General features: G+C 57.9%; 26 protein-coding genes. 20 read left to right on the plus strand and 6 right to left on the minus strand.

What is annotated here, in order from left to right; all coding sequences use genetic code 11:
• The first annotated feature begins 83 nt into the window (after nt 1–83).
• Together ACJ5NV_RS07070 and ACJ5NV_RS07075 are read left to right on the plus strand one after the other, a co-directional pair.
• Nucleotides 84–422, plus strand: coding sequence for an ArsR/SmtB family transcription factor (locus ACJ5NV_RS07070; RefSeq protein ID WP_411642940.1), 339 nt, complete (start codon nt 84–86; stop codon nt 420–422).
• A complete protein-coding gene (locus tag ACJ5NV_RS07075; protein ID WP_411642941.1) occupies nt 415–894 on the plus strand; it encodes an SRPBCC family protein in 480 nt (159 codons plus the stop codon). The genes ACJ5NV_RS07070 and ACJ5NV_RS07075 overlap by 8 nt, the downstream gene beginning before the upstream one ends.
• A 519-nt stretch (nt 895–1,413) precedes the next feature.
• On the opposite strand, the gene ACJ5NV_RS07080 is transcribed toward ACJ5NV_RS07075, so the two are convergent.
• Nucleotides 1,414–1,851, minus strand: coding sequence for an NUDIX domain-containing protein (locus ACJ5NV_RS07080; protein WP_411642942.1), 438 nt, complete (start codon nt 1,849–1,851; stop codon nt 1,414–1,416).
• A gap of 76 nt (nt 1,852–1,927) precedes the next feature.
• On the opposite strand from ACJ5NV_RS07080, the gene hslO reads away from it, so the two are divergent.
• The 8 genes from hslO to ACJ5NV_RS07120 all read left to right on the plus strand — a co-directional run bounded on the left by hslO (nt 1,928) and on the right by ACJ5NV_RS07120 (nt 10,703).
• A complete protein-coding gene (hslO, locus tag ACJ5NV_RS07085) occupies nt 1,928–2,920 on the plus strand; it encodes an Hsp33 family molecular chaperone HslO (RefSeq protein WP_411642943.1) in 993 nt (330 codons plus the stop codon).
• Nucleotides 2,913–3,497: a CoA pyrophosphatase gene (locus ACJ5NV_RS07090; protein ID WP_411642944.1), complete on the plus strand. Its 585-nt coding sequence runs from the start codon at nt 2,913–2,915 to the stop codon at nt 3,495–3,497. The genes hslO and ACJ5NV_RS07090 overlap by 8 nt, the downstream gene beginning before the upstream one ends.
• Entirely contained in the window at nt 3,494–4,630 is a 1,137-nt protein-coding gene (locus ACJ5NV_RS07095) for a CCA tRNA nucleotidyltransferase (RefSeq protein ID WP_411642945.1), read from the plus strand. Before ACJ5NV_RS07090 ends, ACJ5NV_RS07095 begins: the two co-directional genes overlap by 4 nt.
• Nucleotides 4,623–5,204 carry a LysE family translocator gene (locus ACJ5NV_RS07100; RefSeq protein WP_411642946.1) on the plus strand — a complete coding sequence of 194 codons (582 nt, stop codon included), beginning with the start codon at nt 4,623–4,625 and terminating at the stop codon, nt 5,202–5,204. Before ACJ5NV_RS07095 ends, ACJ5NV_RS07100 begins: the two co-directional genes overlap by 8 nt.
• A gap of 46 nt (nt 5,205–5,250) precedes the next feature.
• Nucleotides 5,251–7,095 (plus strand): ABC transporter ATP-binding protein, encoded by a 1,845-nt coding sequence (locus ACJ5NV_RS07105; RefSeq protein ID WP_411642947.1) that lies wholly within the window; start codon nt 5,251–5,253, stop codon nt 7,093–7,095.
• Complete coding sequence (locus ACJ5NV_RS07110; protein WP_411642948.1) at nt 7,092–8,924, plus strand: ABC transporter ATP-binding protein; 1,833 nt, start codon at nt 7,092–7,094, stop codon at nt 8,922–8,924. Before ACJ5NV_RS07105 ends, ACJ5NV_RS07110 begins: the two co-directional genes overlap by 4 nt.
• Nucleotides 8,925–10,127 (plus strand): class I SAM-dependent RNA methyltransferase, encoded by a 1,203-nt coding sequence (locus ACJ5NV_RS07115; protein ID WP_411642949.1) that lies wholly within the window; start codon nt 8,925–8,927, stop codon nt 10,125–10,127.
• A 174-nt stretch (nt 10,128–10,301) separates the two neighbouring features.
• Entirely contained in the window at nt 10,302–10,703 is a 402-nt protein-coding gene (locus ACJ5NV_RS07120) for a L,D-transpeptidase family protein (protein WP_411642950.1), read from the plus strand.
• A 48-nt stretch (nt 10,704–10,751) separates the two neighbouring features.
• On the opposite strand, the gene dalA is transcribed toward ACJ5NV_RS07120, so the two are convergent.
• The gene (gene dalA / locus ACJ5NV_RS07125; protein ID WP_411642951.1) at nt 10,752–11,306 is read right to left on the minus strand and encodes a divisome-associated lipoprotein DalA; all 555 of its coding nucleotides are present in this window, start codon (nt 11,304–11,306) and stop codon (nt 10,752–10,754) included.
• Between the two features lie 167 nt (nt 11,307–11,473).
• Between dalA and ACJ5NV_RS07130 the strand changes: the two genes are divergently transcribed.
• Entirely contained in the window at nt 11,474–12,055 is a 582-nt protein-coding gene (locus tag ACJ5NV_RS07130; protein WP_411642952.1) for a L,D-transpeptidase, read from the plus strand.
• A gap of 24 nt (nt 12,056–12,079) precedes the next feature.
• On the opposite strand, the gene ACJ5NV_RS07135 is transcribed toward ACJ5NV_RS07130, so the two are convergent.
• The 3 genes from ACJ5NV_RS07135 to ACJ5NV_RS07145 all read right to left on the minus strand — a co-directional run bounded on the left by ACJ5NV_RS07135 (nt 12,080) and on the right by ACJ5NV_RS07145 (nt 15,811).
• Nucleotides 12,080–13,372 carry a serine/threonine-protein kinase gene (locus tag ACJ5NV_RS07135; protein WP_411642953.1) on the minus strand — a complete coding sequence of 431 codons (1,293 nt, stop codon included), beginning with the start codon at nt 13,370–13,372 and terminating at the stop codon, nt 12,080–12,082.
• Nucleotides 13,373–13,845: 473 nt separating this feature from the next.
• Complete coding sequence (hemH, locus tag ACJ5NV_RS07140) at nt 13,846–14,931, minus strand: ferrochelatase (protein WP_411642954.1); 1,086 nt, start codon at nt 14,929–14,931, stop codon at nt 13,846–13,848.
• A 52-nt stretch (nt 14,932–14,983) separates the two neighbouring features.
• A complete protein-coding gene (locus ACJ5NV_RS07145; protein WP_411642955.1) occupies nt 14,984–15,811 on the minus strand; it encodes a methyltransferase domain-containing protein in 828 nt (275 codons plus the stop codon).
• A gap of 22 nt (nt 15,812–15,833) precedes the next feature.
• Here ACJ5NV_RS07145 and ACJ5NV_RS07150 point away from each other — a divergent pair, with 22 nt between their 5' ends.
• From ACJ5NV_RS07150 to ACJ5NV_RS07165, 4 genes are read left to right on the plus strand one after another with little or no spacing between them, the layout of a single operon-like run.
• Nucleotides 15,834–16,556, plus strand: coding sequence for a double zinc ribbon domain-containing protein (locus ACJ5NV_RS07150; RefSeq protein WP_411642956.1), 723 nt, complete (start codon nt 15,834–15,836; stop codon nt 16,554–16,556).
• A gap of 32 nt (nt 16,557–16,588) precedes the next feature.
• Nucleotides 16,589–16,846 carry a glutaredoxin 3 gene (gene grxC, locus ACJ5NV_RS07155; protein WP_411642957.1) on the plus strand — a complete coding sequence of 86 codons (258 nt, stop codon included), beginning with the start codon at nt 16,589–16,591 and terminating at the stop codon, nt 16,844–16,846.
• Complete coding sequence (locus ACJ5NV_RS07160; RefSeq protein WP_411642958.1) at nt 16,843–17,673, plus strand: carbon-nitrogen hydrolase family protein; 831 nt, start codon at nt 16,843–16,845, stop codon at nt 17,671–17,673. The genes grxC and ACJ5NV_RS07160 overlap by 4 nt, the downstream gene beginning before the upstream one ends.
• Nucleotides 17,673–18,116 carry a MarR family winged helix-turn-helix transcriptional regulator gene (locus ACJ5NV_RS07165; protein ID WP_411642959.1) on the plus strand — a complete coding sequence of 148 codons (444 nt, stop codon included), beginning with the start codon at nt 17,673–17,675 and terminating at the stop codon, nt 18,114–18,116. The genes ACJ5NV_RS07160 and ACJ5NV_RS07165 overlap by 1 nt, the downstream gene beginning before the upstream one ends.
• A gap of 31 nt (nt 18,117–18,147) precedes the next feature.
• On the opposite strand, the gene ubiG is transcribed toward ACJ5NV_RS07165, so the two are convergent.
• Nucleotides 18,148–18,894: a bifunctional 2-polyprenyl-6-hydroxyphenol methylase/3-demethylubiquinol 3-O-methyltransferase UbiG gene (gene ubiG / locus ACJ5NV_RS07170; RefSeq protein WP_411642960.1), complete on the minus strand. Its 747-nt coding sequence runs from the start codon at nt 18,892–18,894 to the stop codon at nt 18,148–18,150.
• Nucleotides 18,895–18,945: 51 nt separating this feature from the next.
• Between ubiG and pip the strand changes: the two genes are divergently transcribed.
• From pip to ACJ5NV_RS07195, 5 genes are all read left to right on the plus strand, one after another.
• The gene (pip, locus tag ACJ5NV_RS07175; protein WP_411642961.1) at nt 18,946–19,941 is read left to right on the plus strand and encodes a prolyl aminopeptidase; all 996 of its coding nucleotides are present in this window, start codon (nt 18,946–18,948) and stop codon (nt 19,939–19,941) included.
• 61 nt (nt 19,942–20,002) lie between these two features.
• Nucleotides 20,003–20,995: an ABC transporter permease gene (locus tag ACJ5NV_RS07180; RefSeq protein WP_411642962.1), complete on the plus strand. Its 993-nt coding sequence runs from the start codon at nt 20,003–20,005 to the stop codon at nt 20,993–20,995.
• Nucleotides 20,992–22,191 carry an ABC transporter permease gene (locus ACJ5NV_RS07185; RefSeq protein ID WP_411642963.1) on the plus strand — a complete coding sequence of 400 codons (1,200 nt, stop codon included), beginning with the start codon at nt 20,992–20,994 and terminating at the stop codon, nt 22,189–22,191. The genes ACJ5NV_RS07180 and ACJ5NV_RS07185 overlap by 4 nt, the downstream gene beginning before the upstream one ends.
• Before the next feature lies 1 nt (nt 22,192).
• The gene (locus ACJ5NV_RS07190; RefSeq protein WP_411642964.1) at nt 22,193–23,854 is read left to right on the plus strand and encodes an ABC transporter ATP-binding protein; all 1,662 of its coding nucleotides are present in this window, start codon (nt 22,193–22,195) and stop codon (nt 23,852–23,854) included.
• Between the two features lie 51 nt (nt 23,855–23,905).
• Nucleotides 23,906–25,450, plus strand: coding sequence for an ABC transporter substrate-binding protein (locus ACJ5NV_RS07195; RefSeq protein WP_411642965.1), 1,545 nt, complete (start codon nt 23,906–23,908; stop codon nt 25,448–25,450).
• Nucleotides 25,451–25,545: the final 95 nt, after the last annotated feature.

Below are 25,545 nucleotides of genomic sequence, written 5' to 3' on the forward strand. Positions count from 1 at the left end.
CCTGACTGGCTTAGATTATGGTTAACAGTGCGGCATATTTTACCATTTATTTAATTAACGAATCAGTATAATAATAATCGCGCATGGATAATATTGCGGAACTCGACCTGATCTTTGGTGCCTTGGCCCACCCGGCGCGACGGGCAATCCTCGCGCGGTTGGCGCAAGGGGCGGCCACGGTCAATGAGCTTGCTGCACCGTTCAACATGAGCCTGCCTGCCATCTCAAAACATATCCGTGTGTTGGAAAACGCGGCGCTGATCACACGTGGGCGGGATGCGCAGTTCCGGCCTTGTGCGCTGAACGGCGAACCTATCGCGGCCGTGGCACAGTGGGCTGATCAATACCGCCACATCTGGGATGCCCGGTTCGATAGGATGGACCAAATGATTATTACAATGAAGGATTCAACGAATGACTGACCAACAAAACTGGGTGAAGATCACGCGGACATTTGATGCTCCAATCGCTCAGGTCTGGGACATGTGGACTGACCCCGCGCTTTTCAAACAATGGTATGGCCCGATGGGCATGCAGGTGCCCACGGCTGAAATGGATGTCACCATCGGTGGCACCCGCAAGATCTGCATGGCAGCGCCGCACCGCGACATGAAGATGTGGTTCATTGGCGTCTATAAGGAAATCAACCGTCCCGCGCGGCTGGTGTATACCGAAAGCATGTGTGACGCCGATGGGGTTATTATCGCGCCCGAGGCGATGGGCATGCCCGCAGGCCAACCCCAAATCACCGAGGTCATCATCGACCTAAAAGAAGTGGACGGCAAAACCCAAATGACCATGGTGCATGTGGGCGTACCCGAAGGTTCCGCTGGTGAAACTGGTTGGAGTCAGGCCTTTGACGGATTTGAAAAGGCTCTGCAAACAGCGGCTTAAAGCGGCTTTAATTTTCATTGAAACGGAAGGGTTTCATAGGAGGCATGTTTCATGATTCACCCTGTTGAGGAGGATCAGTTCATGCCCACCCTGCATTCCGCCGATATGCGCGCGCCCATAACTTTCTGGCCGCGTTGATCCATCAAGACCCGGATATCACGCTCAAGATATTTCAGAGCGCTCTGATGGAGTAATATGACTTAATCGGGTCAGTCTCTGGTCGTGATAAAGCGCTCAAGCGGCTCTGATACCCTGCGTCAACGCCTCCTTTTTGAGCCTGCAGCCGCGCGGTGCGCCTTGATGATGGAACGGTCGATGAAGATCAGGGCATCCTCATATTACTGTCGCAAGGGGCTCGAAAATGGCTTCGCCAAACACCGCGTTCACCCCATCTGACATAGCGATTTTAGAGCTTGGTAGTGGTTTCTTCGACAGCCTCAAGAATTGGCGGCATGTTGCAATACGTTACGACCGGAAGTCTTCCGATCAGCAACCGTCACATTGGTTTGTCGCCCGCCCCTAACCCAACAGCGGGCGAATAAAAGCTGCGTCCCCTTCGTTAGCCACTTCTTGCAAAGCCAGTTGCGCGTCCATCCATGCCGCAAAATGTCCGGGTTCACTGGGCGGACCCAGTGGCCGGACAGGGTAGGCCAGATAGATATGGCAGATTTTCTCGGCGTTGATACCGTATTCCGGCATGTAAACGAACCGGCGAAAGGCCCCCAACCTGCGCGGCTTCGCGATCCGCCAGCCGGTTTCTTCGAACACTTCGCGGTGCAGCGCCTGTAGCGGGCTTTCGCCGGGGTCGATCCCGCCGCCGGGCAGTTGGAACTCGTGATGCGGCGCACCCTGATACGTCATCAGCAGCTTGCCGTCCCGCGGCAGGATCGCGTAGGCACCCGGCCTGTGCGTGTACCGGTTCCCGCTTTGCGGCGCATCGCCATACCGTCTGATCATAGCTTACCCCTTGGACCCAAGCTTGCCCCGCCTATATAGGCGCGGTATGCCAGCCCCTGACATGTAAGGAAAGCCTATGAGCCTCGGCACCCAAATCGCCTGGGACGATACCGTCCTGCCCTTCCAACTTGACGCGTCCGACATCCGTGGCCGGGTGGCGCGGCTGGATGGTGTGCTGGAACAGGTATTGTCGCAGCATGACTATCCGCCGATGATCGAAGGGCTGGTCGCCGAAATGGCCCTGTTGACCGCGCTGATCGGTCAGACGATCAAACTGCGCTGGAAATTGTCCTTGCAGGTGCGTGGCTCTGGCGCGGCGCGATTGATCGCGACCGATTACTATGGCCCGACCGAGGATGGTCAGCCTGCGCGTATCCGTGCCTATGCCTCATATGACGCGGACCAATTGGATCACACGGCAGACCCGTTTCCACAGATCGGCCAAGGTTACTTTGCGATCCTGATTGATCAGGGCAAGGGGATGGCCCCGTATCAGGGGATCACCCCAATTGCGGGCGGGTCACTGTCCAGCTGTGCCGAAACCTATTTTGCACAATCCGAACAGCTGCCCACGCGGTTTTCACTGAGCTTTGGCCAGTCGCAATTGCCCGGTGAGGCAAGCCGTTGGCGTGCCGGGGGTGTCATGTTGCAGCATATGCCCAAGGCTTCGCCGCATGTGATTGGTGAAGGCGGCTCTGGCGAAGATGGCCTGTTGGACGCTGCCGATATCCTTGACGCTGATGAAGGTGAAAACTGGACCCGGGCCAATACGCTGCTGGATACGGTTGAAGAGATTGAGCTGATCGGCCCGACCGTTGCGCCGACCGACCTGCTTGTGCGTCTCTTTCATGAAGAAAAGCCGCGCGTCTTTGACCCGCAGGCGATTACCTTTGGTTGTTCCTGCTCTGTCGAAAAGGTCAAGCAGAGCCTGTCGATCTATTCGGCCAAGGATATCAGCACGATGGTCACTGACGAAGGCACCGTCACCGCCGACTGCCAGTTCTGCGGGGCGCATTATATCTTTAACCCCGATGAACTGGGGTTTGAGGCAAAGGATGCCAGTGCCTGACCTGTGCACCAGTTTGCTTAACGCGCTGTCACGACCTGGCAGCGCGTCATCGGATTTTGATCTGAACAAGGGTATTACCGCACCGCACCGGACGCTCACCCCGGCTGGCGTGTTGATCGGCATAAGGGTTGAGACGGAAACCGTGATCCTGACCAAACGGTCTGCCCGGCTCAAACATCATCCTGGCCAGATCGCCTTTCCCGGCGGCAAGCAGGACCCGACCGACCAAAGCGTGACGGATGCCGCCCTGCGCGAAGCGCACGAGGAAATCGGCCTGCCACGCAGCATGGTGACTGTGCTGGGCAGCCTGCCGTCGCATCAGACTGTGACCGGCTTTGCCGTCACCCCCGTGGTGGCTACGGTCCATGGCCCCTTTGATCCTGTACCAGAGGCAGGTGAGGTCAGCGAAGTCTTTGAAGTACCGCTTGCCCATCTTGCCGACCCTGCAAACTATCGGGTTGAAGGTCGCCGCTGGCAAGGTCGCAGGCGACACTACTATGCTGCGCCCTATGGGCCCTATTACATCTGGGGCGCGACAGCCTGCATATTGCGCGGGTTGGCAGAGCGGTTGTCATGATGCAGGTCACTGCCAGTTGGCTGACGGACCCCGCGTCGCAGCAAGTGTGCCGGTTGTTGACGGACGCAGGCCATCAGGCGTGGTTTGTGGGCGGCTGTGTGCGTAACAGCCTGCTGGGCGAACCGGTGGCTGACCTAGACCTGTCCACCGATGCGCATCCAACGCAGGTGACTGCGCTTGCCAATGCGGCAGGGCTAAAGGTGATCCCCACAGGGATTGATCATGGCACTGTCACCGTTGTTACCGACGGCATCCCATTTGAAATCACGACCTTCCGGCGCGATGTGGCCACGGACGGGCGGCGCGCGACCGTGGCTTTTGCTGACAATATGACCGATGATGCGCGGCGGCGCGATTTCACGATGAACGCGCTGTATGTCGATGCAGACGGGCGTATCGCCGACCCGCTTGGGGGGCTGCCTGACCTGCATGCACGGCGGGTTCGCTTTATCGAAGATCCAGATCAGCGGATCAAAGAGGATTACCTGCGCATCCTGCGGTTCTTTCGCTTTTATGCTTGGTATGGGAATGCGGACGCGGGGCCAGATGCCGATGGCCTTGCGGCCTGTGCGGCCAATGTGGAAGGGCTGCAATCCCTTTCAGTGGAACGGATCACCAGCGAACTGCTGAAGCTGCTTGCCGCCCCTGATCCGGCTCCGGCTGTTGCTTCTATGGCTGCGACAGGCGCACTTGCGCAGATATTGCCGGGAAGTTCCGCCGCTTTGTTACCGGTACTGGTGCATCTTGAACCACAGGCCGACCTCACGCCGGACGCGATCCGGCGTCTCACGGTGCTGGGGGGTACAGCGGAAACAGACCTGCGTCTGCCGAAAGAGACAGAGCGACGGCTTGCGCTGCTGCGCTGCGACATGGCGCTGCCGGAATTGGCCTATCGCGAAGGTGCGGATGTCGCGCGCGATGCGTATCTGCTGCAATGTGCGGCGCTGGGGCGAAACCTCCAAGCGGATACTTTGTCCACAATCCAGCACGCTGCCGCACAGGGTTTTCCGCTGCAAGCGCGCGATCTGATGCCTGATCTGCAAGGACCAGCACTGGGCAAGGCGCTGAGAGCGGCTGAGCAGCGCTGGATCGCGTCTGGCTTTACGCTATCCAAGGGTGATCTGCTTGGCTGAGCTGTTTCCGCTTTTTGGTTTCGTCTTCTTCGGGCTGTTTTCGCCGGGGCCGAATGTCATCTTGCTAACAGCCTCGGGGGCCCGGTTCGGGTTTCAGCGAACGCTCCCACATATTCTGGGCGTGGCCTGTGGTGTGGGGATTACCGCAGGGCTGACAGGGCTTGGTATCGGCGTCCTGCTGAACGCACAGCCAAAGCTGACCCTTGCCTTGAAAATCGGAGCGAGCCTTTGGATCCTTTGGATGGCGTGGAAGCTTTGGCATGCGGATATGACGCAGCAGCGCGCGGGCGACAGGCCGTTCACATTTCTTGAGGCTGTGTTGTTCCAATGGGTCAACCCCAAGGTCTGGGCGGTCGCCCTAAGCGCCACAGCCTATATCGCGACCCTGCCGCCGGTTACGCAGGGGCTCACCTTGGGCGCGACATTCGCGGGGCTGAATCTTGGTGTTTGCCTGTTCTGGACCAGTGCAGGGGCGCTTTTGTCTTACCTGCTGACAAACCCGACGGCTTGGCGCGTATTCATGCGGATCATGGCTGTTGCGCTTGCGGGATTTTCGCTTCTGGTTTTCCTCTGACCGAAAGCTTGCTAAGACACCGGCATAATACCGGAAGGCAGGCCCCATGTTTCGATGGTTCGAAGGTCTTGTCGATCCCTATACCACGTATCAGGAGACCGACACGCCGCCCAAGCGGCTCTACCCGTTTCTGCGCAGTTACGCAGAACCGTTCAAATGGATTTTGCTGATCAGCGGGATCGGATCGCTGGTCGTGGCTGCGGTGGAAATCTGGCTGATGAGCTATGTCGGCCGGCTGGTTGATACGCTGTCCAGCGGCACCCCGGCAGAGGTTTGGGCCCGCTACGGTATGGAGTTTCTGCTGGTCGCGGTCTTCATCCTGACCCTGCGCCCGATCCTGCATATCCTGCAGGTTTTGCTGTTGAACAACACCATCATGCCGAATTTTGCCACGCTGGTCCGCTGGCGGGCGCATCGGCACGTGCTGCGCCAGTCGGTCGGCTGGTTTGAGGATGATTTCGCAGGCCGGATTGCAAACCGGATCATGCAGACGCCATCCTCAGCGGCAGAGGTGGTCTTTCAGCTTTTCGATGCGCTCACCTTTGCTGCGGCCTATGTAGTCGCTGCCGCGGTGCTGCTGGGGCAGGCCGATATCCGGCTGGTTATCCCGCTTTTGCTGTGGCTGGTGCCCTATCTGTTCTTGCTGCGCTGGGTGGTCAAACGTGTCGGCCCGGCGTCAGAGGCCGCGTCGGATGCCCGCAGCAAGATCACCGGACGGATCGTGGACAGTTATACGAATATCCATTCCGTCAAGATGTTTGCCCATCACGACCGGGAAATTGATTATGCCAAGCAAGCGATAGAAAAGGGGCGGCAAACCTTTCTGGCTGAAATGCGGCTTTATACCATCATGGATGTCGGCCTGATGATCCTGAACGGTTTTCTGATCGTGGGTGTTGTCGGATGGGCCATGTGGCTGTGGGGCACGGGTGCGACCTCTGTTGGCGTGGTGGCGGTTGCCACAACACTGACATTGCGTCTGAACGGCATGTCCGCCTGGATCATGTGGGCCACCAGCAATTTCTTCCGCGAGCTGGGGGTCGTGTCCGAAGGGATGCAAACTATCGCCCAGCCAGTGAAACTGCTGGATCAGACAACGCAGCGTTTGCAGATCTGTGCGGGCAAGGTCGAAATCACAGATTTGTCGCATCACTATGGCAAAAAAGCAGGTGGTCTGGACCGGATCAACCTGACCATCGCGCCGGGTGAAAAGGTCGGGCTGGTCGGTCAATCCGGTGCGGGCAAATCGACGCTGGTCAAGCTGTTGTTGCGGTTCTACGACGCCGAAAAAGGGACCATCCGGATTGATGGGCAAGACATCGGGCATGTGATGCAGGACAGCCTGCGTCTGGGCATCGGCATGGTGCAGCAGGATAGCTCGCTTTTGCACCGGTCGGTGCGCGAAAACATCCTGTACGGCCACCCGACCGCAAGCGAGGACGAAATGATCGCAGCCGCCCGCAAGGCAGAGGCTCATGATTTTATCCTTGGGCTCGAAGATAACGAAGGCAACAAGGGCTATGACGCCCGCGTGGGTGAACGTGGCGTAAAACTGTCAGGCGGCCAACGGCAGCGGATCGCGCTGGCGCGGGTCATCCTGAAAGACGCGCCTCTCCTGCTCTTGGATGAAGCGACGAGCGCCCTAGATAGTGAAGTGGAAGCCGCCATTCAGCGCACGCTTTATGGCATGATGGAAGGCAAGACAGTGATCGCGATTGCGCACCGGCTGTCGACCATTGCTCAGATGGACCGGATCATTGTGATGGATCAGGGCCGCATCATCGAAGACGGCACGCATGAGGCTCTTTTGAAGCAGAACGGACAGTATGCACGGTTTTGGGCGCGGCAATCAGGTGGCTTTCTGGGTCAGGATGCGCAGGTGGCTGGATGAAACCAGAACGTTGGATTAACCCATTCGAGCCTGCCGTAGGTGCCCCACCCCAAACGCTGATGGCATTTCTGCGGTGGTGCCTGCATGGCAGCGGTAAGGTCACCCTGCTGGCCGGGGTCGTTTCGGCCCTAGCAGGCACGCTTGAAGTGATGACCGCGCTAATGCTGGGCTGGGTCATTGATGCGGCGATCACATCGCAGGCGGATCGCTATTTCTCCGACAACCTGATCATGCTGGCGGGCGTTACCCTTTTCTTTGTGATCCTGCGACCGATCATTCTGGGTGCTTCCGGGATCATGCAGGCTGTGGTTGTGGGGCCATCGCTCAGCAATCTGATCCTGTCGCGGTTGCACAGGCATTCGCTTGGCCAGTCCGTGACATTCTTTGACGATGATTTCGCAGGACGGATCGCGCAAAAGCAGATGCAGGCCGCGCGGGCCACGACTGATCTGATCGTCGATATGATCCATACTGTTGCCTTTGCGCTGGCATCGCTTGTCGGGTCGGTCATCCTGCTGATGACCATCGACCTGCGCACGGCAGCGCTGCTTGCGCTTTGGGTTGCGGCCTATATCGGGATGATCCGGTTTTTCATGCCGCGTATCCGCACACGGTCCAAGGCGCGGGCCGCAACACGGGCAATGGTCACCGGGCAGGTTGTCGACACGATCACCAATATTAAAACGGTTAAGCTTTTCGCCCATGACGATCACGAAGACCGGGCGGCCATTGATGCAATGGAAAACTACTGGGGGACGGCGGTCAACTATGGTTGGATGTCCGCGTCATTCCGATTTTGGTTGATGGCGCTGGGCGGGCTGTTGCCCATCTTGCTGGTGGGCACGACACTTTATTTCTGGACCACAGGCGCGGCCACTGCGGGTGATATCGCTGCGGCAGGTGCCATCGCGCTACGACTGTCGCAGATGACTGGCTGGGTCAGCTTCACGCTCATGGGCATGTACGCCAATGTGGGCGAAGTCGAAGATGCGATGAACACGCTGAGCCCGCCACATAAGCTGACCGATGCGGATGGTGCCGACCATCTGAACGCGCATAAAGGCGCGATTGACCTGCAACATGTGACCTTTAGATATGGCGGCGGTCCGGGCGGGCTGGATAATGTCAGCCTGAATGTCACACCGGGTGAAAAGCTGGGGTTGGTAGGCGCGTCCGGAGCGGGGAAATCCACGCTCGTCGCGTTGCTGCTGCGGCTATATGATACCGAAAATGGCAGCGTGCTGATCGATGGGCAGGACGTGCGGAACGTGACGCAGGAAAGCCTGCGCCGCCAGATCGCCATGGTCACGCAGGAAACGGCGATGTTCAATCGGTCCGCCCGTGACAACATCCGTTATGGCAAGCCTGACGCGACCCAAGATGAAATCGAAGCGGCGGCACGGCAAGCGGAGGCACATGAATTCATCCTGAACCTGCGCGACCACAAAGGGCGCACCGGGTATGATGCACATCTGGGCGAACGTGGCGTCAAACTGTCCGGTGGCCAGCGCCAACGGATCGCTATTGCCCGTGCCATCCTGAAAGACGCGCCGATCCTCGTGCTTGACGAAGCCACCAGCGCGCTCGATTCCGAGGTGGAGGCGTCCATTCAGTACGCGCTTGATGCGATCATGGAAGACAAGACCGTGATCGCCATCGCCCATCGTCTGTCCACGCTTGCGCGGATGGACAGGATCATCGTGCTTGACGCGGGGCGCATCGTCGAGCAAGGCACTCATGCCGATCTGCTGGCACAGGACGGGCTTTATGCCCGCTACTGGAACCGGCAGTCTGGCGGGTTCATCAATGTGCAAGACGCGGCGGAATAAATGGTGACCATCGAAAGCCTGACGCATCTTGGCCTTGGCCGGGCCTCTGACGGGCAATCGCTGTTGCCGCGCGTGCTTCCGGGGGAAGAGGTCACAGTTGCCCAAGACGGCACCCTGCGCATTGTGACCCCGTCAACCGATCGGGTCGCCCCGCCGTGTCGGCATTTCAAAACCTGCGGCGGTTGCGCGATGCAGCATGCCAATGATGATTTCGTCGCGACATGGAAGCAGGACATCGTTGAAAAAGCGTTGCGGGCGCGCGGGTTGGCGCCTGAATTCCGGCCGATCACAACCTCGCCCGCGCAATCACGCAGGCGGGCCAAGCTGTCCGGCCGTCGCACCAAAAAAGGCGCAATGGTCGGCTTTCATGCCAAGGCGTCCGACACGCTGGTCGCGGTACCCGATTGCCAGCTTCTTACACCGCGATTGCTGGGCAGTTTCACCGCGCTTGAGGCGCTGACAGTGATCGCCTGCTCGCGCAAAGGCGAGATTGACCTGACGGTCACAGATACAGATCTCGGCCCGGATGTGCTGGTCGGCACCGACAAAGAGCTGACCCCGCAATTGCGAATCGAATTGGCAGCATTCGCCCAGCAACACGGGCTGGCGCGTTTGGTCTGGAACGATGAACCGGTGGTGACACTGAATGCGCCGGTACAGGATTTCGGCGGAACAGCTGTCGTGCCGCCGCCCGGCGCGTTTCTTCAGGCGACTAAACATGGCGAACTGGCGCTGCTGGATGCCGTCGAAGACGCCACGGCATCCGCACGCCATATTGTCGATCTTTTCGCAGGGTGCGGCACCTTTACCCTGCCGCTGGCCAAACGGGCGGAGGTGCACGCCGTCGAAGGTGAATCCGCCATGCTGCAAGCGCTTGACTACGGCTGGCGCGATGGCCATCAGCTTCGGCGCGTCACGACGGAAACGCGCGATTTGTTCCGCCGCCCGCTCGAACCAGATGAGCTGCGCCGCTATGACACTGCGGTCATAGACCCGCCCCGCGCAGGGGCCGAGGCGCAGATCGCCACGCTTGCCGCCTCTGACATTAAGACAATCGCCATGGTCTCGTGCAATCCTGTGACCTTCGCACGTGATGCGCGCATACTTGTTGACGCTGGATTCACCGTGAACTGGGTGCAGGTTGTCGATCAGTTCCGCTGGTCACCCCATGTCGAACTTGTTGCGGCGATCACACGCAAATAAGTCAAATCTCTCAGTTTTCCTATTGCATGACCGATTTTTGGTGTAAGCAGGAAAAAAACGGCGAAGACCGTAAAAATGGGCAGAATGATGATATCAAGAAGAACCGTAATGGTCGGTGCAGCGGCAAGCATTGCCGGCTGTGGGGCATCCGCAACGCAGTATAGCGGACCGACAGTGACTCGTATTCAAGTGTTCAAATCGCGGCGTGAAATGCAGCTGCTGCACAATGTGACACTGTTGAAAACATACAAATTCAATCTGGGGTTTGAACCTGCGGGCCACAAAGTTCAGGAAGGCGATGGGCGCACGCCCGAAGGCGCGTACCTGATCAACCGGCGCAATCCGAACAGCCGGTATCACCTGTCGATTGGTATTTCCTATCCCAACACCAATGACATTGCCCGCGCCCGCGCGCGTGGGGTCAGGCCGGGCGGGGATATCTTTATTCACGGAACGCCAGATGCCTATGTGAACCAGCAAGACTGGACCTGGGGCTGCATCGCGGTGAAAAATGAAGAGATGGATGAAATCTACGCGATGGTGCAGACCGGCACCCGGATTTTCATCTACGCCTGAACCCTTGCGTGCCCGCGACGGGCACGCAAACGTTTAAATCAAAATGCGTTAGAACCCTGCGGATGGGATTGGGCGGCTCATCGCTGGATCACTGCCCATGTTGAGTGTCCACCACAGTTTCCCTGCGGGTTCCTGAAACCATGCGATTCCCATGTAACGGGCATCGGCATCCATAAGCACTGATCGTGTATCCGGCTGCCCCATCCAGGCGGCAAGTGTCTGCAACTCTGTCTCATATGATTCAGAGATATTCTCGCCCAGCAACCGACCGGGGAAACCCACACGGCGGGCGCGGTCCAGCGGGCTGGACCCGTCAGATCCGAAAAGCCAAGGGCGGTTTTGGATCGACATGTCGCGCGCATGGGTCGCGGCGGCAGCGTTCAGGCGGGGATCAAGCTGCACGGGTGCAAGGTTCGCCTTTGCCCGTAGCGCATTCACTGCATCAAGCATCCGAAACTGAACCGCAGCCTCGTCACCGGCGTCGATCCTGTAGACCGTTGGCAGTGGCAGACCGTCCGGTCCAAGCGCACGCCCCGCGCCGCCGCCAGCACATGCGGTCAGGCTCATGGCGGCAAGGCCCATCATCAGTTTACGTCGGTACATGTGTCTGCTCATCTGTTGCGTCGATATTCCTTAGCGGCAAAGATGGCGTAGTTCAAACACACATGGCACTGACAACGTCACTGTTACGATTGTTTGATTTGCCGTCATAGCCTTCCCGCTCTAGATAAAGGATCAAACCAGAATTCTGTTCCAAAGCGGAGACCGAAATGACGAAAAACCTGTCGCGCCGTGGCTTTCTGGCGACAACCGCCGCCGTAATCGGAACAGGCGCTGTCGCACAGAGCAGCAACACCACCGAAATCGAAGGCGATATTTCCGATGCTGTGCAGCGGAATATCTCCAGTTTTCGGTCGCTGGATTGGCAGCCTTATTTCAGCAACCTGCATAACGGGGCCATTCTGGTCGATATCCAGTCGCGCGCGCTGCATTACTGGTCCGAAGATCAAGCGATTTACAAGCTTTTCCCAACCAGCGTGCCCTTGACCGAAGACTTAACACGGACAGGCCGGACAGAAATCACTCGCAAGGTCGAAGGACCCAGCTGGGCGCCGACACCTTCGATGAAAGAGCGTAATCCAGAATGGCCTGACTTCATTGGCCCTGGTCCTGACAATCCGCTTGGGACACATGCGCTTTACCTGTCGTGGCAGTATTACCGGATTCACGGTACCCATGACACGCGCAAGATCGGGCGACGGTCATCAAACGGCTGCATCGGGCTCTATAATGAGCAGATTGCTGAGCTGTTCGGATATGCCAAGGTTGGAACGCAGGTTTTGTTGATCTGACGCCACGGCGTCAAGTCAAAGGGATCAGTTCAAAAGCGTTTCAGCGACGCGAATAATTTTTTCAGTCTGGACGACAGACAGCGAAAACACCGCCAGTATCCAAGTTGCGCGGATAGCATCAACCTGAGACCATATTCTCGCCGCAAAGCCGCGGTCTGGCAGAACGGGCACCGGGAACGGATCCACGCGCGACGGGCGGCTCTTCATCAATGGCAGCCGGCGTCCCTGATGAGGTTCTTCATGCACAAAGCTCTGCGGTTCAGATGCTGGTGCGCGTCTGGACTTTGGCTTGGGGCCGCCCATTTTGTGCACGATTTCCTCTGTTTCTGCATTGAACTCTGCCACCCAAGCAGGAACTGGCTTGATATCTGCCTGCTTTCGCTGAACAGGGCTTGCTGATTGCTGGTCTTCCAATTTGGAATTGCGCACATATTCGTTTGTTTCTGAAACCAGTTTGCTCAGCACCGCGCCCAGAACATCGTCAGCCTTTTTTTCTGGCAAGGCCATCGGCTGGGTTTGCCGTCGGCGTGGCGCGATCATGTCAGCCCATTCCTGCGCCGATTGCAGCCGTTCCTTAGGCAGAACGCACATGGCCTTATCAATCGCTTCCAGAAACTCTGGGGTGTATTCGTCAAACCGCCCTGCAAGCGGTTCACATGGATCAACGCCACCACTGGCAACTTCGGCCATGCGGGTCTGACTGTTGGCCGGGACATCACCTGAAATTAGGTGGTAGAATGTTGCGGCCAACGCATAAAGATCGCTACAGGGGCCTTGTTTGCCACCAGCAAAATAGAATTCCTGTGGGGAATAGCCGTCTTTCACCACCAAAAGCGCGGAGAGCGCCCGACTTTCGCGGCTCGCTTCTTCGCGGGCCGCGCCAAAGTCAATCAGGACAGGATTGCCCCATTTGTCTATCAGGATGTTATCGGGCGAAATATCACGGTGCAGCAGATCCTGCCGATGCACCATATCAACCGCATCCAGCAGGCGGATCAGGATCTCTCTGATCTGGCGGGGGTCCAGCGATTGACCCTTGCCCTTGATGAACTGGCGCAGATCCTGACCTTCGATCAGGTCAAGCGCCATATAGGCGGTGTCATTATCCTCAAACACGCGGTGAACACCGACAATGTTAGGGTGCCGCAGCTTGGCGATGCTGCGCGCCTCGCGCATGAACATCTCGACAATGGAACGATATTTTTCTGCGTTGGACTGCGATCTGACAAGAACACTGGTGCCTTCGCGGTGGCAAAACACCTCAGGAAAACATTCTTTGATGACAACCGTACGCGCAAGATAATTATCCTGCGCCATATAGGTAATGCCAAAGCCACCGTTGCTGATACGGCCAGTAATTGTGAACTGATCACTTAAAAGCCGCGTCCCTACAGGGAGCGACTCTGTCCTTTCTTGGCGAGCCCCCTCAGGCTCTACGTTGTCCGCATAAGACATTATTCACCATCGCCCATGTTCAGCAGCGAATCACAACGAAACAAACCGAAACATGGCAAAGGTGCCGCGCAAATGTGACCCCATTGCGGCATAGTTTGGAAAACTTGTGGGAAATCAAACACACTGATAGCTAGACGTAGGTTACTCACCACCCGTAAACCTGTCACCTTGTTCAATAGAGTGTGCGCGGATTATTGCCTATTGTCGTGAATTATCGGCGGTTTTTCGCGATTTCATTGGCATTTCCAAGCGCGCAGAAAACCGCCAACTGCTCAGCGGCACTTTGTCATGTCGGATGATAGCGGTGTGGCTTGCCCCACCCCACGACCGGCTCGTTATTCCAGCCAGCCCTTCAGGTTCTTCTCGATGATGCCGGACAATGCCGTGATATGTGCGGGATCATCATTCAGGCAGGGGATATATGTGAAATGCTGGCCGCCGGCCTCTTCGAAGCTTTCCTTGATCTCTTCGTTGATTTCTTCAAGCGTTTCGATGCAATCAGCCGAAAACGCTGGGGCACAGACGGCTATGTTCGTGATGCCGTCCTCTTTCACCAGACGCGCGACCTCTTCGACCGTATAGGGCTTTAGCCACTCTTCGGGGCCAAAGCGGGACTGAAAGGTCGTCACAATCTGGGTGTCATCCCAGCCCAGCCGCTCCTTTAGCAGCCGTGTCGTTTTCTGACACTGGCAGTGATAAGGATCCCCTTCCCGCAGATAGCGTTCCGGCACACCATGATAAGAGCAGACCAGCTTTTCGGGCTTGGTTCCCGCATCGGCATAAGCGCGTTCGATGGATTGGGCCAAGGCCTCGATATAGGTAGGGTCATCACAATAGGGTTCGACCACACGGGCAACGGGTTGCCATTTTTCATCCATCAGCGCGCGGAAAAACTGGTCATTTGCCGTGGCTGATGTTGCGCCCGCATATTGGGGATAAAGCGGGAAGAACAGAATTCGTGTACACCCGGCCTCGACCATTTCGCGCACCTTGGATCGCGTTGAAGGGTTGCCATAGCGCATGCAGAAATCCACCCGCACATCATCGCCAAAGCGTTCAACCATACGGGCATGGATCGCGGCGGTTTGTGCCTTGGTAATGGTCATTAGCGGGCTTTCATCTGCCGCTTCATTCCAGATGGATTTATAGGCTGCCCCCGACGAAAATGGACGTTTGGTCAGAATGACAAGCTGCAACAAAGGCTGCCAAAGCCATGCGGAATAGTCGATCACGCGCTTATCGGACAGAAATTCGTTCAAGTAGCGACGCATGGACCAATAATCAGTCCCGTCCGGCGTACCAAGATTGGCCACAAGGATGCCAACGCGTCCGGGCTTGATTTTCGGATGGTCAGCAGGGGCGTGCGCGGGGCATGTTGCGGGCCGCGCGCTGGCCTGGCTTTCTGCATCAAACGTCTTCATCAGCTTTCCCTTTGCGTCATTGTAGATCGAATTAAACGGATTACGCAGCGCGTCAATCTTTGGACCGATCCAATGGTGTCTCTACCGTGTCTAATGCGTCAGCAAGCCGCAACTTTGCGCTACCCGGACGCAGTGGTTGCTGTTGCGTGTCCGCTGGGGCCCATCCTGTAAGGGTGATGATTTCAAATGTCGCATCCACCCGGTTATCGGCATTGCGAAAATTCGCGGCATAGATACTCGCCGCCTCGGTCAGCACATTGCGGCGGGTTGGGTGGCGCACCCGGTCGGTCAGCGCATTGGCCTCCCCCATTTTGCGTAGGTCATGCATCAGGTGAAATGCGTTGGCATAGCTGGCGGTCAGGGGCATGCTGTCTGCCACTGGCAATGCCAGCCCCGCGCGTTGCAGCAAGGCCCCCAGATCGCGGATCTCACCCATTGGGGCGATGCGCGGCGACAGCCCGCCGGTCACGGCGACCTCTGCCTCTGCCAGCGATTTACGCAGCTCTTGCAAGGTCTGCCCGCCCAGAAAGCTCGCCATTAGCAGACCGTCAGGTTGCAAAGCATGGCGGCACTGCACCAGATGGCCAACCGGATCATTGGCCCAGTGCAGACACATGGCGTGAATGACCAGATCATGGGCCTCTGGCTGTAAATCCAGCAGATCATCATCGGGCACAATCTTGGCATCGGGATAGCGTACGGCCCAGAAATCAGGGAAACCGGTCACAATCGCAATGGATTTAAAGGTTCTGTTAACCTCATCCAGTCTTTCCTGAAGTTCATCTGCCACCTGTTCTTGTAAAAACAGGGCGTCAGGTTCGGCGCGGGCACGGTTTCGGGCCAGCGCGGTACGGTCGATCAGGTCGGGCAAGTTTTCCATGGGCATCATCTAGGGTGCAAAGATGCGGTTGCAAAGCGTCATTCGTGCGATCTACCCGGCGCAATGCGTCGCATGCGATGCATTGACCGAAGCTGAATTCGGATTGTGCAGCACCTGTTGGCGGGACACGCAGTTTATCGGCGGTCTGGTCTGCGACAGCTGTGGCGCGCCGCTTCCAGGGGATGATCCGGGCGAGCCGGTGCAATGTGATGATTGCATGACAATTGCCCGGCCCTGGGATCAGGGGCGGGCCGCGCTTGTCTATACAGGGATCGGACGGCGTCTGGTGCTGGCGTTGAAACACGGGGACCGAACCGATCTGGCGTGGCCCGTTGCTGGTTGGATGGCGCAGGTGGCGCGCCCCTTGCTTTGCGATGATACGGTGCTGGTCCCGGTCCCGCTGCATTGGGTGCGACTGGTGCGACGGCGGTATAATCAGGCGGCGCTGCTGACCCATCAATTGGGCAAGCTGCTGGAAAGACCCACCTGCCCGGACGCCTTGCTGCGGCCCAAAAAGATGAAACCGCTGGAAGGGCACAGCAGGGATGCGCGCTTTGCCGCGCTGTCAGGGGCGATCATCCCCAACCCGAAACGGAGCGCCATGATCAAGGGCAAGCCCATTCTGCTGATCGACGATGTAATGACATCTGGCGCAACCCTCGCCGCCTGCGCCGAGGCGCTGATTACGGCAGGGGCAGCAAAGGTAGCGGTCCTGATACTGGCAAGGGTCGTCAAAGACGCCTAGATATCATGGAAACTATTCCAAGGATCCAAACCATGCCGACGATTGAAATCTACACCAAACCCACCTGCGGCTTTTGCCACATGGCCAAGCGCCTGTTGAATTCCAAGGGGATCAGCTATGCAGAGGTTGATATCACCGCCCAGCCCGATCGCCGGGCCGAGATGATCCAGCGCGCCAATGGCGGCAGCACTGTGCCGCAGATTTTCATTGATAATCAACATGTCGGCGGATGCGACGACCTGTTTGCGCTTGAACGGGGTGGCAAGCTGGATGCTATGCTGGCTGCATGAAGGCAGCACTGATCCAGTTGAACGCGGGTGATGATCCGGCGGCAAACCTGCCACGGACGACTGAACTGATTGCGCAGGCCGCCGGTCAGGGTGCGGGTTTTGTGCTAACCCCCGAAGTCACCAACTGCGTGTCGCAAAATCGGCAGCATCAGATGGATGTGCTGCAACACGAAGACGCGGATCAGACGCTCAAATCCCTGCGGGAAGCGGCCATCCAGCACGATATCTGGATCTCCATCGGTTCGCTGGCCCTGAAAACCGATGATGTAGACGGGCGCTTTGCCAATCGGTCTTTCCTGATCGACCCGGCGGGCCGGATCGTGGCGCGTTACGATAAAATTCACATGTTTGATGTGACAGTATCGGACAGTGAAACCTATCGCGAATCTGCCGGATATCGCCCGGGGGAGCAGGCGGTGGTGGCGGATACGCCTTTTGGCAAGCTTGGGCTGAGTATCTGCTACGATATCCGCTTTGCCTATCTCTACCGGGCGTTGGCACAGGCCGGGGCAGAGGTGCTGCTGGTCCCCTCTGCCTTTTCCCCCGTCACCGGGGCCGCGCATTGGGAACCGCTGTTGCGGGCGCGGGCAATCGAAACGGGCAGCTATGTGCTTGCAGCGGCCCAAACGGGCACACATGCGGCGGCCATAGGCAAGTCGCGCAAAACATACGGGCATGCGATGGCCGTATCGCCCTGGGGCGAGGTATTGGCGGATCTTGGCCCAGAGCCGGGCATCGGTCTGGTTGATCTTAGCAGTGCGGAAGTGTCACAAAGCCGCAAACGTATCGCAGCCTTGTCGCATGACCGCGCCTTTGAAGGACCCTGATGACCGACGTCCCCACCCATCTTGCGGTCTCGCTCTTTAGCGAAATTCTCGCCGTGGACCAGCTTGCACGGTCTAACGTGGCACGTGTGCTGCCCAAGGGGATGGAACTGTCACATTTTTCAGTGCTCAACCAGCTTGCGCATATGGGGGCTGAACGGTCGCCCGCGCAACTGGCCAAGACGTTCCATGTGACGCGCGGGGCGATGACCAACACGCTGCGCAAACTGCAATGGGCCGGCTGGGTGCATATCCGGCCCGACTGGGATGATGCGCGGCGCAAGATGGTGTCGATCAGCCCCGCAGGCCAAGCCGCCCGCGACGCCGCCATCGCCGCCATCGCGCCGGTAATCGCCGAGGTGGTAAAGAACGTCGGCGCCGACAAGGTCCGCATCGCCCTACCGGTGCTACGCGAAATGCGGCTGAAGCTTAGCCAGATCGAATAACCCCAGCCTTGTCGCTATCGAACATTTCGCCCTATTCAGCGGGCTTCGTCGCCGCTGTCACATAGTTCACCGACAGGTCACGATCCGAGATGGACCATGTGAAGCGGGCGAAGTTAAAGACGAACCCCTTGCGATCAACCGGCGTCATCCCCGCCTTTGACAGCATCGCGACCAGCTCATCCGGCGTGATGAATTTGTTCCATTCATGTGTCCCCTTGGGCAGCCAGCGCATGATATACTCCGCCCCGACAATCGCCATGGCAAAGCTTTTCGGGTTTCGGTTGATCGTCGAACAAATATGAATCCCGCCCGGTTTCATTAATTGCTGGCAGGCCGTCAGATAGGCCTGCGGATCAGCCACATGTTCGACCACTTCCATATTCAACACAGCATCGAATTGTTCACCTGCATCTGCGAGCGCTTCGGCTGTCGTGTGGCGATAATCAATCTCGACGCCTGATTGCTCTGCATGGATGCGGGCGACCGGGATATTGCGTTCAGCAGCATCCGCGCCCACAACCGTCGCACCCAGCCGGGCCATCGGTTCGCACAAAAGACCGCCACCACAGCCGATGTCGAGAATACGCAATCCGGCAAAGGGCGCGGGGTCTTGCAAATCGCGGCCGAATTCGGCGGCAATCTGGCCGGTGATATAGTCCAGCCGGACCGGGTTCATCATGTGCAACGGCTTGAATTTACCGTTCAAATCCCACCATTCCGCGGCCATCGCCTCAAACTTTGCGATTTCAGACGGGTCAACTGTATTTGTGGCCGACATTTTAGGCTCCGCATTATGGTCTCTGGTCGCTACACGCGATATAGGTTGTATATGGACAAAGTCGTAGGACAAAAGCGCGCGGGCGCACATCTTTATCACCCCATCGAACCCTTCGATCAGCGTATGCTGGATGTGGGCGACGGCCACAGCATCTATGTCGAACAATGCGGCAACCCGGATGGCGTGCCTGTGATCGTGCTGCATGGCGGCCCCGGTGGTGGGTGCAGCCCGGCGATGCGGCGCTATTTTGATCCCAGCGTTTTCCGGGTGATCCTGTTCGATCAACGTGGCTGCGGACGGTCGCGGCCGCATGCCAGCGTCACCAACAACACCACATGGCACCTTGTCGCGGATATTGAGCTGATCCGCAAAACGCTTGGGATTGATCGGTGGATCGTCTTTGGTGGATCATGGGGGGCGACGCTCGCCTTGATTTACGCACAGGCGCATCCTGATCATACGGCGGCACTGACGCTACGGGGTGTGTTCCTGATGACACAGCCCGAACTTGATTGGTTCTATGGCGGCGGCGCAGGCCGGTTTTGGCCCGATCTCTGGGGCAAGTTCACATCCCTGATCCCGGAGGATGAACAAAACGACCTGATCGGCGCCTATCACCGGCGGCTCTTTTCCGGGGATATCCCACAGGAAACGCGGTATGCGCGGGCTTGGGCGTCGTGGGAAAACGCGCTGGCCTCTATCGACAGTGACGGGATCACCGGGGAAAGCCCGGCTGATTACGCCCGTGCCTTTGCCCGGCTGGAAAACCACTATTTTCACAATGCAGGCTTTTTGTCCGCGGATCAGCAGATCCTGCATCCGGACCAGATGGCAAAGATTGCTGAAATTCCTGGCGTCATCGTGCAAGGGCGCTATGATATGATATGCCCGCCGGTGTCCGCATATAAACTCTCGCAGATGTGGCCGAAATCTCAGCTGACTTTTGTCGGTCGGGCCGGGCATGCATTGTCAGAGCCGGGGATCAGCGCGGAACTGGTGCGCAAAATGGACACGTTCGGGGCGCAGCGCATCGCTCTGGGCGTGTAAGGGTTTACACAGGAAACATAGTTGTTATTCAATTGCGCAACTAACGGGGAAAACTAAAATTTTGGGCAATGTCCTTAAGATTATCCTTCAGCGTCTTGCGCTGGGCCTGCTGACTTTGCTGATCGTTTCCGTGGTGATCTTTGTGGCAGTGAACATGCTGCCCGGCGATTTTGCAGAATCTATTCTGGGCCAGGGCGCCACACCAGAGGCGGTTGCCTCCATCCGGCGTGACCTTGGCCTCGATCAGCCCCCTGTCACACGTTATTTTGCTTGGCTAGCCGGTGTCGCGCAGGGCGATCTGGGTAGCAGCTTTGCCCAAGCAAATTTCGCCAGTTTTACAGGCACGAATTCTGGGGCCAAGACGGTCGCTGAACAGATCGCCCCGCGTTTTGCCAACACCATGTTTCTGGCCGCCGTCACGGCCGTAATCGCCGTGCCCTTGTCGATCCTGCTGGGTATTCTGGCGGCGCTTTATCGGAATTCAGTCTTTGACAAGGCGACGAATATTTTCACCCTGTCGTCGATTTCCAGCCCCGAATTCTTTCTGGCCTATGTCCTGATCCTGTTTCTGGCAGTGCTGAACCCGATCCTGCCGTCCTTATCGAATATCTATGATGGGATGGGTTTTGGGGAACGGTTGAACCGGACGTTGCTGCCGGCGCTGACGCTGACACTCGTGGTCACGGCGCATATGATGCGGATGACGCGGGCCGCGATCATCAACCTGCTGGCCAGCCCCTATATCGAAATGGCGCGGCTCAAAGGGTTGTCACCGATGCGGGTGATTGTGAAACACGCGCTGCCCAATGCGCTGGCCCCGATCATCAACGTGATCGCACTGAACCTTGCCTATCTGATCACCGGCGTTGTTGTGGTCGAGGTGGTGTTCGTCTACCCCGGCATCGGGCAATTGTTTGTTGATAGCGTGAAAATCCGGGACATACCGGTGGTGCAGGCTTGCTGCCTGATCTTTGCGGCGGCCTATATCATGCTGAACCTGACGGCCGATATCCTGTCGATCCTGTCAAACCCAAGATTGAGGCATCCGAAATGATCGTATGGATTGCAGCAATTCTGGTGGCGCTTGGCGCGCTTGCTTGGGGGTTCCGTTTTGCCGGACAAATGGCGACAGGGAACGCCCCGCGCTTTCGCGATATGCCGTTTGGCGTCGCTTACGGCTATGTGCTGGGATTCGCGGTTCTGGTCTGGCTGGTCTGGGGCTATCTTCAAGGGCGCAGCGCCGACCCGGCCATCGCCAACAAGTATTTCTTTCTGCGGATCGCGATCGAAGGTTTCATTATCTTCTCGATTGCGGCTTGGCTGTTCCGGCTTCTGGGCCGCACCATCGGCACCGCATGGAGCCGCAAGATGTTTCGCGCCATGCCGCTGACCGCGTCCTTTGGTATTCTGGTCATCCTGATCTATGCGATCCTTGCGATCTTTGCGCAGGTGATTGCACCTTACGGGCAGGAACAGATCATTCCCGGCGTTGCCGCAAATATCACGCCCGGCGGTGATCCGGCGCTGGGGGGTAACCCCGATTTCCCGCTGGGCACTGACCAAATCGGGCGCGATATCCTCAGCCGTCTGATCTACGGCGCGCAAAACACTGTCGGCATCGCCTTTGCGACCACGCTGCTTGCGTTCTTTCTGGGCGGGACCTTTGGCTTTCTGGCCGCGACTTTGGGGGGCTGGTTGGACCAGATCATGTCGCGGGGGGTTGATGTGCTGATGGCGATCCCCTCGCTGATTTTTGCGCTGCTTCTGATGACCATCGCCAGCGTCTGGTCGCCGGTGCTTGGTATCCCGCTGACCGTTTTCATGGTTGTGATCATCGCCGTGATAGACAGCACACGTGTCTATCGTCTGGCCCGTGCGGTTGGTCAAAGCATCGTCGTGATGGATTACATCGAGGCCGCCAAACTGCGCGGTGAAGGTCTGGGCTATCTGGTGTTCAAGGAAATCCTGCCAAACGCCACCGCACCGCTTTTGGCTGAATTCGGTCTGCGCTTTTGTTTTGTTTTCCTGATGATTGCCGCATTGTCCTTCCTTGGGGTCGGTATCCAGCCGCCGCTTGCGGATTGGGGCACGATGGTACGTGATCTTGGCGGTTTCGTGAACTACGCCCAATTCGCCCCCATGGCTGCGACATCGCCTTTGCTCGCCGCCGGGGCCATCGCATTGCTGACCGTCGCGGTAAATTTCGTGGTGGACTGGATGCTGCATAAATCATCGGGGTTGAAAGAGTGAGATGACAAAAACCCCAGACCAGAACCCACTTCTCAAGATGTGCGGCGTCAAGCTGGAAGGCCGCAGTGATGAAACATGGAGCCCGATCATTCGCGGGATCGATCTGACACTTGCGCGGGGCGAAGTGCTAGGGCTGATCGGTGAATCCGGGGCCGGGAAATCCACGCTTGGCCTGGCCGCTATGGGCTATACCCGCGACGGGGTGCGGATCAGCGAAGGCTCGGTCGAATTTGACAGCATTGACCTGTTGAAAGCCTCTGCCGCGACCAAGCGCGACCTGCTGGGCAAACGCATCGCCTATGTTGCGCAATCGGCTGCCGCCAGCTTTAACCCCGCGCACAAGCTGATCGAGCAGCATGTCGAAGGACCGGTGCAGCACCGGGTGATGAACCGGGCAGACAGCGAAACCGACGGGATCGAACTCTATCGCAAACTGCGCCTGCCCAATCCCGAAGAGATCGGCTTTCGCTATCCGCATCAGGTGTCTGGCGGGCAGTTGCAGCGGGCAATGACGGCGATGGCCATGTCCTGTCGGCCCGATCTGATCATCTTTGACGAACCGACAACCGCACTTGACGTCACCACCCAGATCGAGGTGCTCGCCGCGATCCGCAATATCGTCGAACAGTTCGGTACCGCTGCAATCTACATCACCCACGATCTGGCCGTTGTCGCGCAGATGGCCGACCGGATCAAAGTACTGCTCCAAGGGGAAGAGGTCGAAACCGCCGACACGCGGCAAATGCTGTCTGCCCCGCAGCAGGATTACACAAAATCACTCTGGGCGGTGCGCAGTTTTGAACGGCCTGCTAAACCTGCGGTTCAGACCAGCGCGGTCCCCGTGGTCAGCGTGCAAAATGTCGATGCCGCCTATGGCAAGGTGCCGGTACTGCACGATGTCAGCTTTGACATGCATTCTGGCCGGACGGTGGCTGTGGTCGGCGAAAGCGGTTCAGGCAAATCCACCGCCGCGCGCTGCATCACCGGGCTCTTGCCCCCAACCAGCGGGCAGATCCTGCTGGATGGCGATGTGCTGCCGGCCGACTATCGCAAGCGGTCCAAAGATCAGCTGCGTCAGGTGCAGATGATCTATCAGATGGCCGACACAGCGCTGAACCCGCGCATGTCCATCGGGCAGACCATCGCACGGCCCGTGCAATTCTATCTGGGCCTGACCGGCAAGGCCAAACGCAAACGGGTGGATGCACTTCTCGAACAGATCGAGCTGGAGCCGAGCGAATATTACAATCGTCTGCCTTCGGAACTGTCGGGCGGGCAAAAGCAGCGGATCGGCATCGCACGGGCGCTGGCGGCAGAACCAAAATTCATCATCTGTGATGAGGTCACATCAGCCCTTGATCAACTGGTCGCCGAAGGCATCCTGCGACTATTGGCGCGTTTGCAAGATGAACTGCAACTGACATATATGTTCATCACTCATGATCTTGCGACAGTAAAAGCGATCTCGGACGAGGTCGTGGTGATGAAAGAAGGCCGGGTGGTCGAACAAGGGCCCAAGCGGGACATGTTCAAGCCGCCACACCACGCCTATACCGATTTGCTCTTGTCCTCGGTCCCGGAAATGGACCCGGACTGGCTCACCAATCTTCTTGCGGAACGCGGTGTTGATAACATCGGCGACGCCGCAGTTGATAAAATGTAACCCCAATCTGATGTCCAGAAGGACACGATCCTACCAATCAGGGAGAAAGATATGAACGGAATTAGTAGACGCGGTCTGCTGCAGACAGGGGCCGCCGCTGGTGTGCTCAGCCTGTCCGGTATGCCGCTGCGCGCGCAGCAGACGCGGGGCGGAAAATTCACAGCCGGTCTGTCCGGTGCCAACACATCAGACAGCTGGGATGGCCGGACGCATTCGGATGTGTTCATGATCGCCGCGGCGCTGGGCGGGGTGTTTGACGCGCTGACCGAAGTTGCGGCAGATGGCTCGCTTCAGGGCGAACTGGCCGAAAGCTGGGAAGCCAGCGCCGACGCCAAGATCTGGACATTTAACCTGCGTCAGGGTGTGTCCTTCCACAACGGCAAGTCCTTTGGCGCTGACGACGTGATTGAATCGCTGCAACTGCACGTGGCCGAAGGCTCCAAATCCGCCGCGCAGCCGCTTGTTGCCGCGATCACCGAGATGAAAAAGATGGGCGAGCATCAGGTGCAGTTCACGCTGGAATCCGGCAACGCCGATTTCCCTTACCTGATGTCCGACTATCACCTGCTGATGTATCCTGCAGGCCAGATCGACGAAGCCATCGCGCAAGGGATCGGGACGGGTCTCTATTCCGTTGTGGCCTTCGATCCGGGTGTGCGTTTCGTCGGCAAGCGCGTCGAAAATCACTACAAAGGCGACAGCGCTGGTTTCTTTGACGAAGTCGAACTGATCGCGATCAACGACAACACCGCGCGGATGAACGCGCTGATGACCGGTCAGGTCGATGCAATCAACCGGATCGACTTCAAGGTCGAAGCACTGTTGAACGCCAACCCGAACGTCCGTCTGCAAGAAGTGACCGGGAACCAGCACTACAGCTTCCCAATGCTGACAGACAATGCGCCATTCGATGACGTTAACGTCCGCAAGGCGCTGAAATACGGCATCAACCGTCAGGAACTGGTCGACAAGATCCTGCTGGGTCACGGTAAGGTCGCGAATGACACCCCAATCGGCCCCGCCAACCAGTACTATGCAGAAGACATGGAACAGCTGGCCTATGACCCTGACAAGGCTGCCTTCCACCTGAAAGAAGCCGGTCTTGATAGCCTGAACATCGATCTGTCCGCGTCTAACGCGGCGTTCGAAGGTGCGGTTGATGCAGCCCAGCTTTATCAAGCCAGCGCTGCATCCTCCGGCATCAACATCAACGTGGTGCAGGAACCTGCGGATGGTTACTGGTCCAATGTCTGGCTGAAAAAACCATTCTGTGCTTGCTACTGGACGGGTCGTGCAACCGAAGATTGGATGTTCTCTTCGGCCTACGAAGCCGGTGTGCCATGGAATGACAGCCACTGGGATCACCCGCGCTTTCAGGAACTGCTTTATGCCGCCCGTGCAGAACTCGACAGCGACAAGCGGCGCGAGCAGTACACAGAAATGCAGTTGATCCTGCGTGACGAAGGCGGTGTCATCATCCCGATGTTTGCCAACTACGTGCAAGGCGTTAGCAACCGGATCAGCACACCCGAAGTGATCGGGAACACCGCGCAGATGGACAGCAACCGCATGATGGAACGCTGGGCTGTCGCCTGATTTTAAAAGATAGTTAGAAAAATGAACGCCCCGCCCTTTGGTGGGGCGTTCGTCGTTTTGCAGTACGCCGCGCCACTATCTGATAGCCGCAACGC

This window comes from Loktanella agnita, from assembly GCF_046640325.1.
GTDB classification, from domain to species: domain Bacteria; phylum Pseudomonadota; class Alphaproteobacteria; order Rhodobacterales; family Rhodobacteraceae; genus Yoonia; species Yoonia agnita.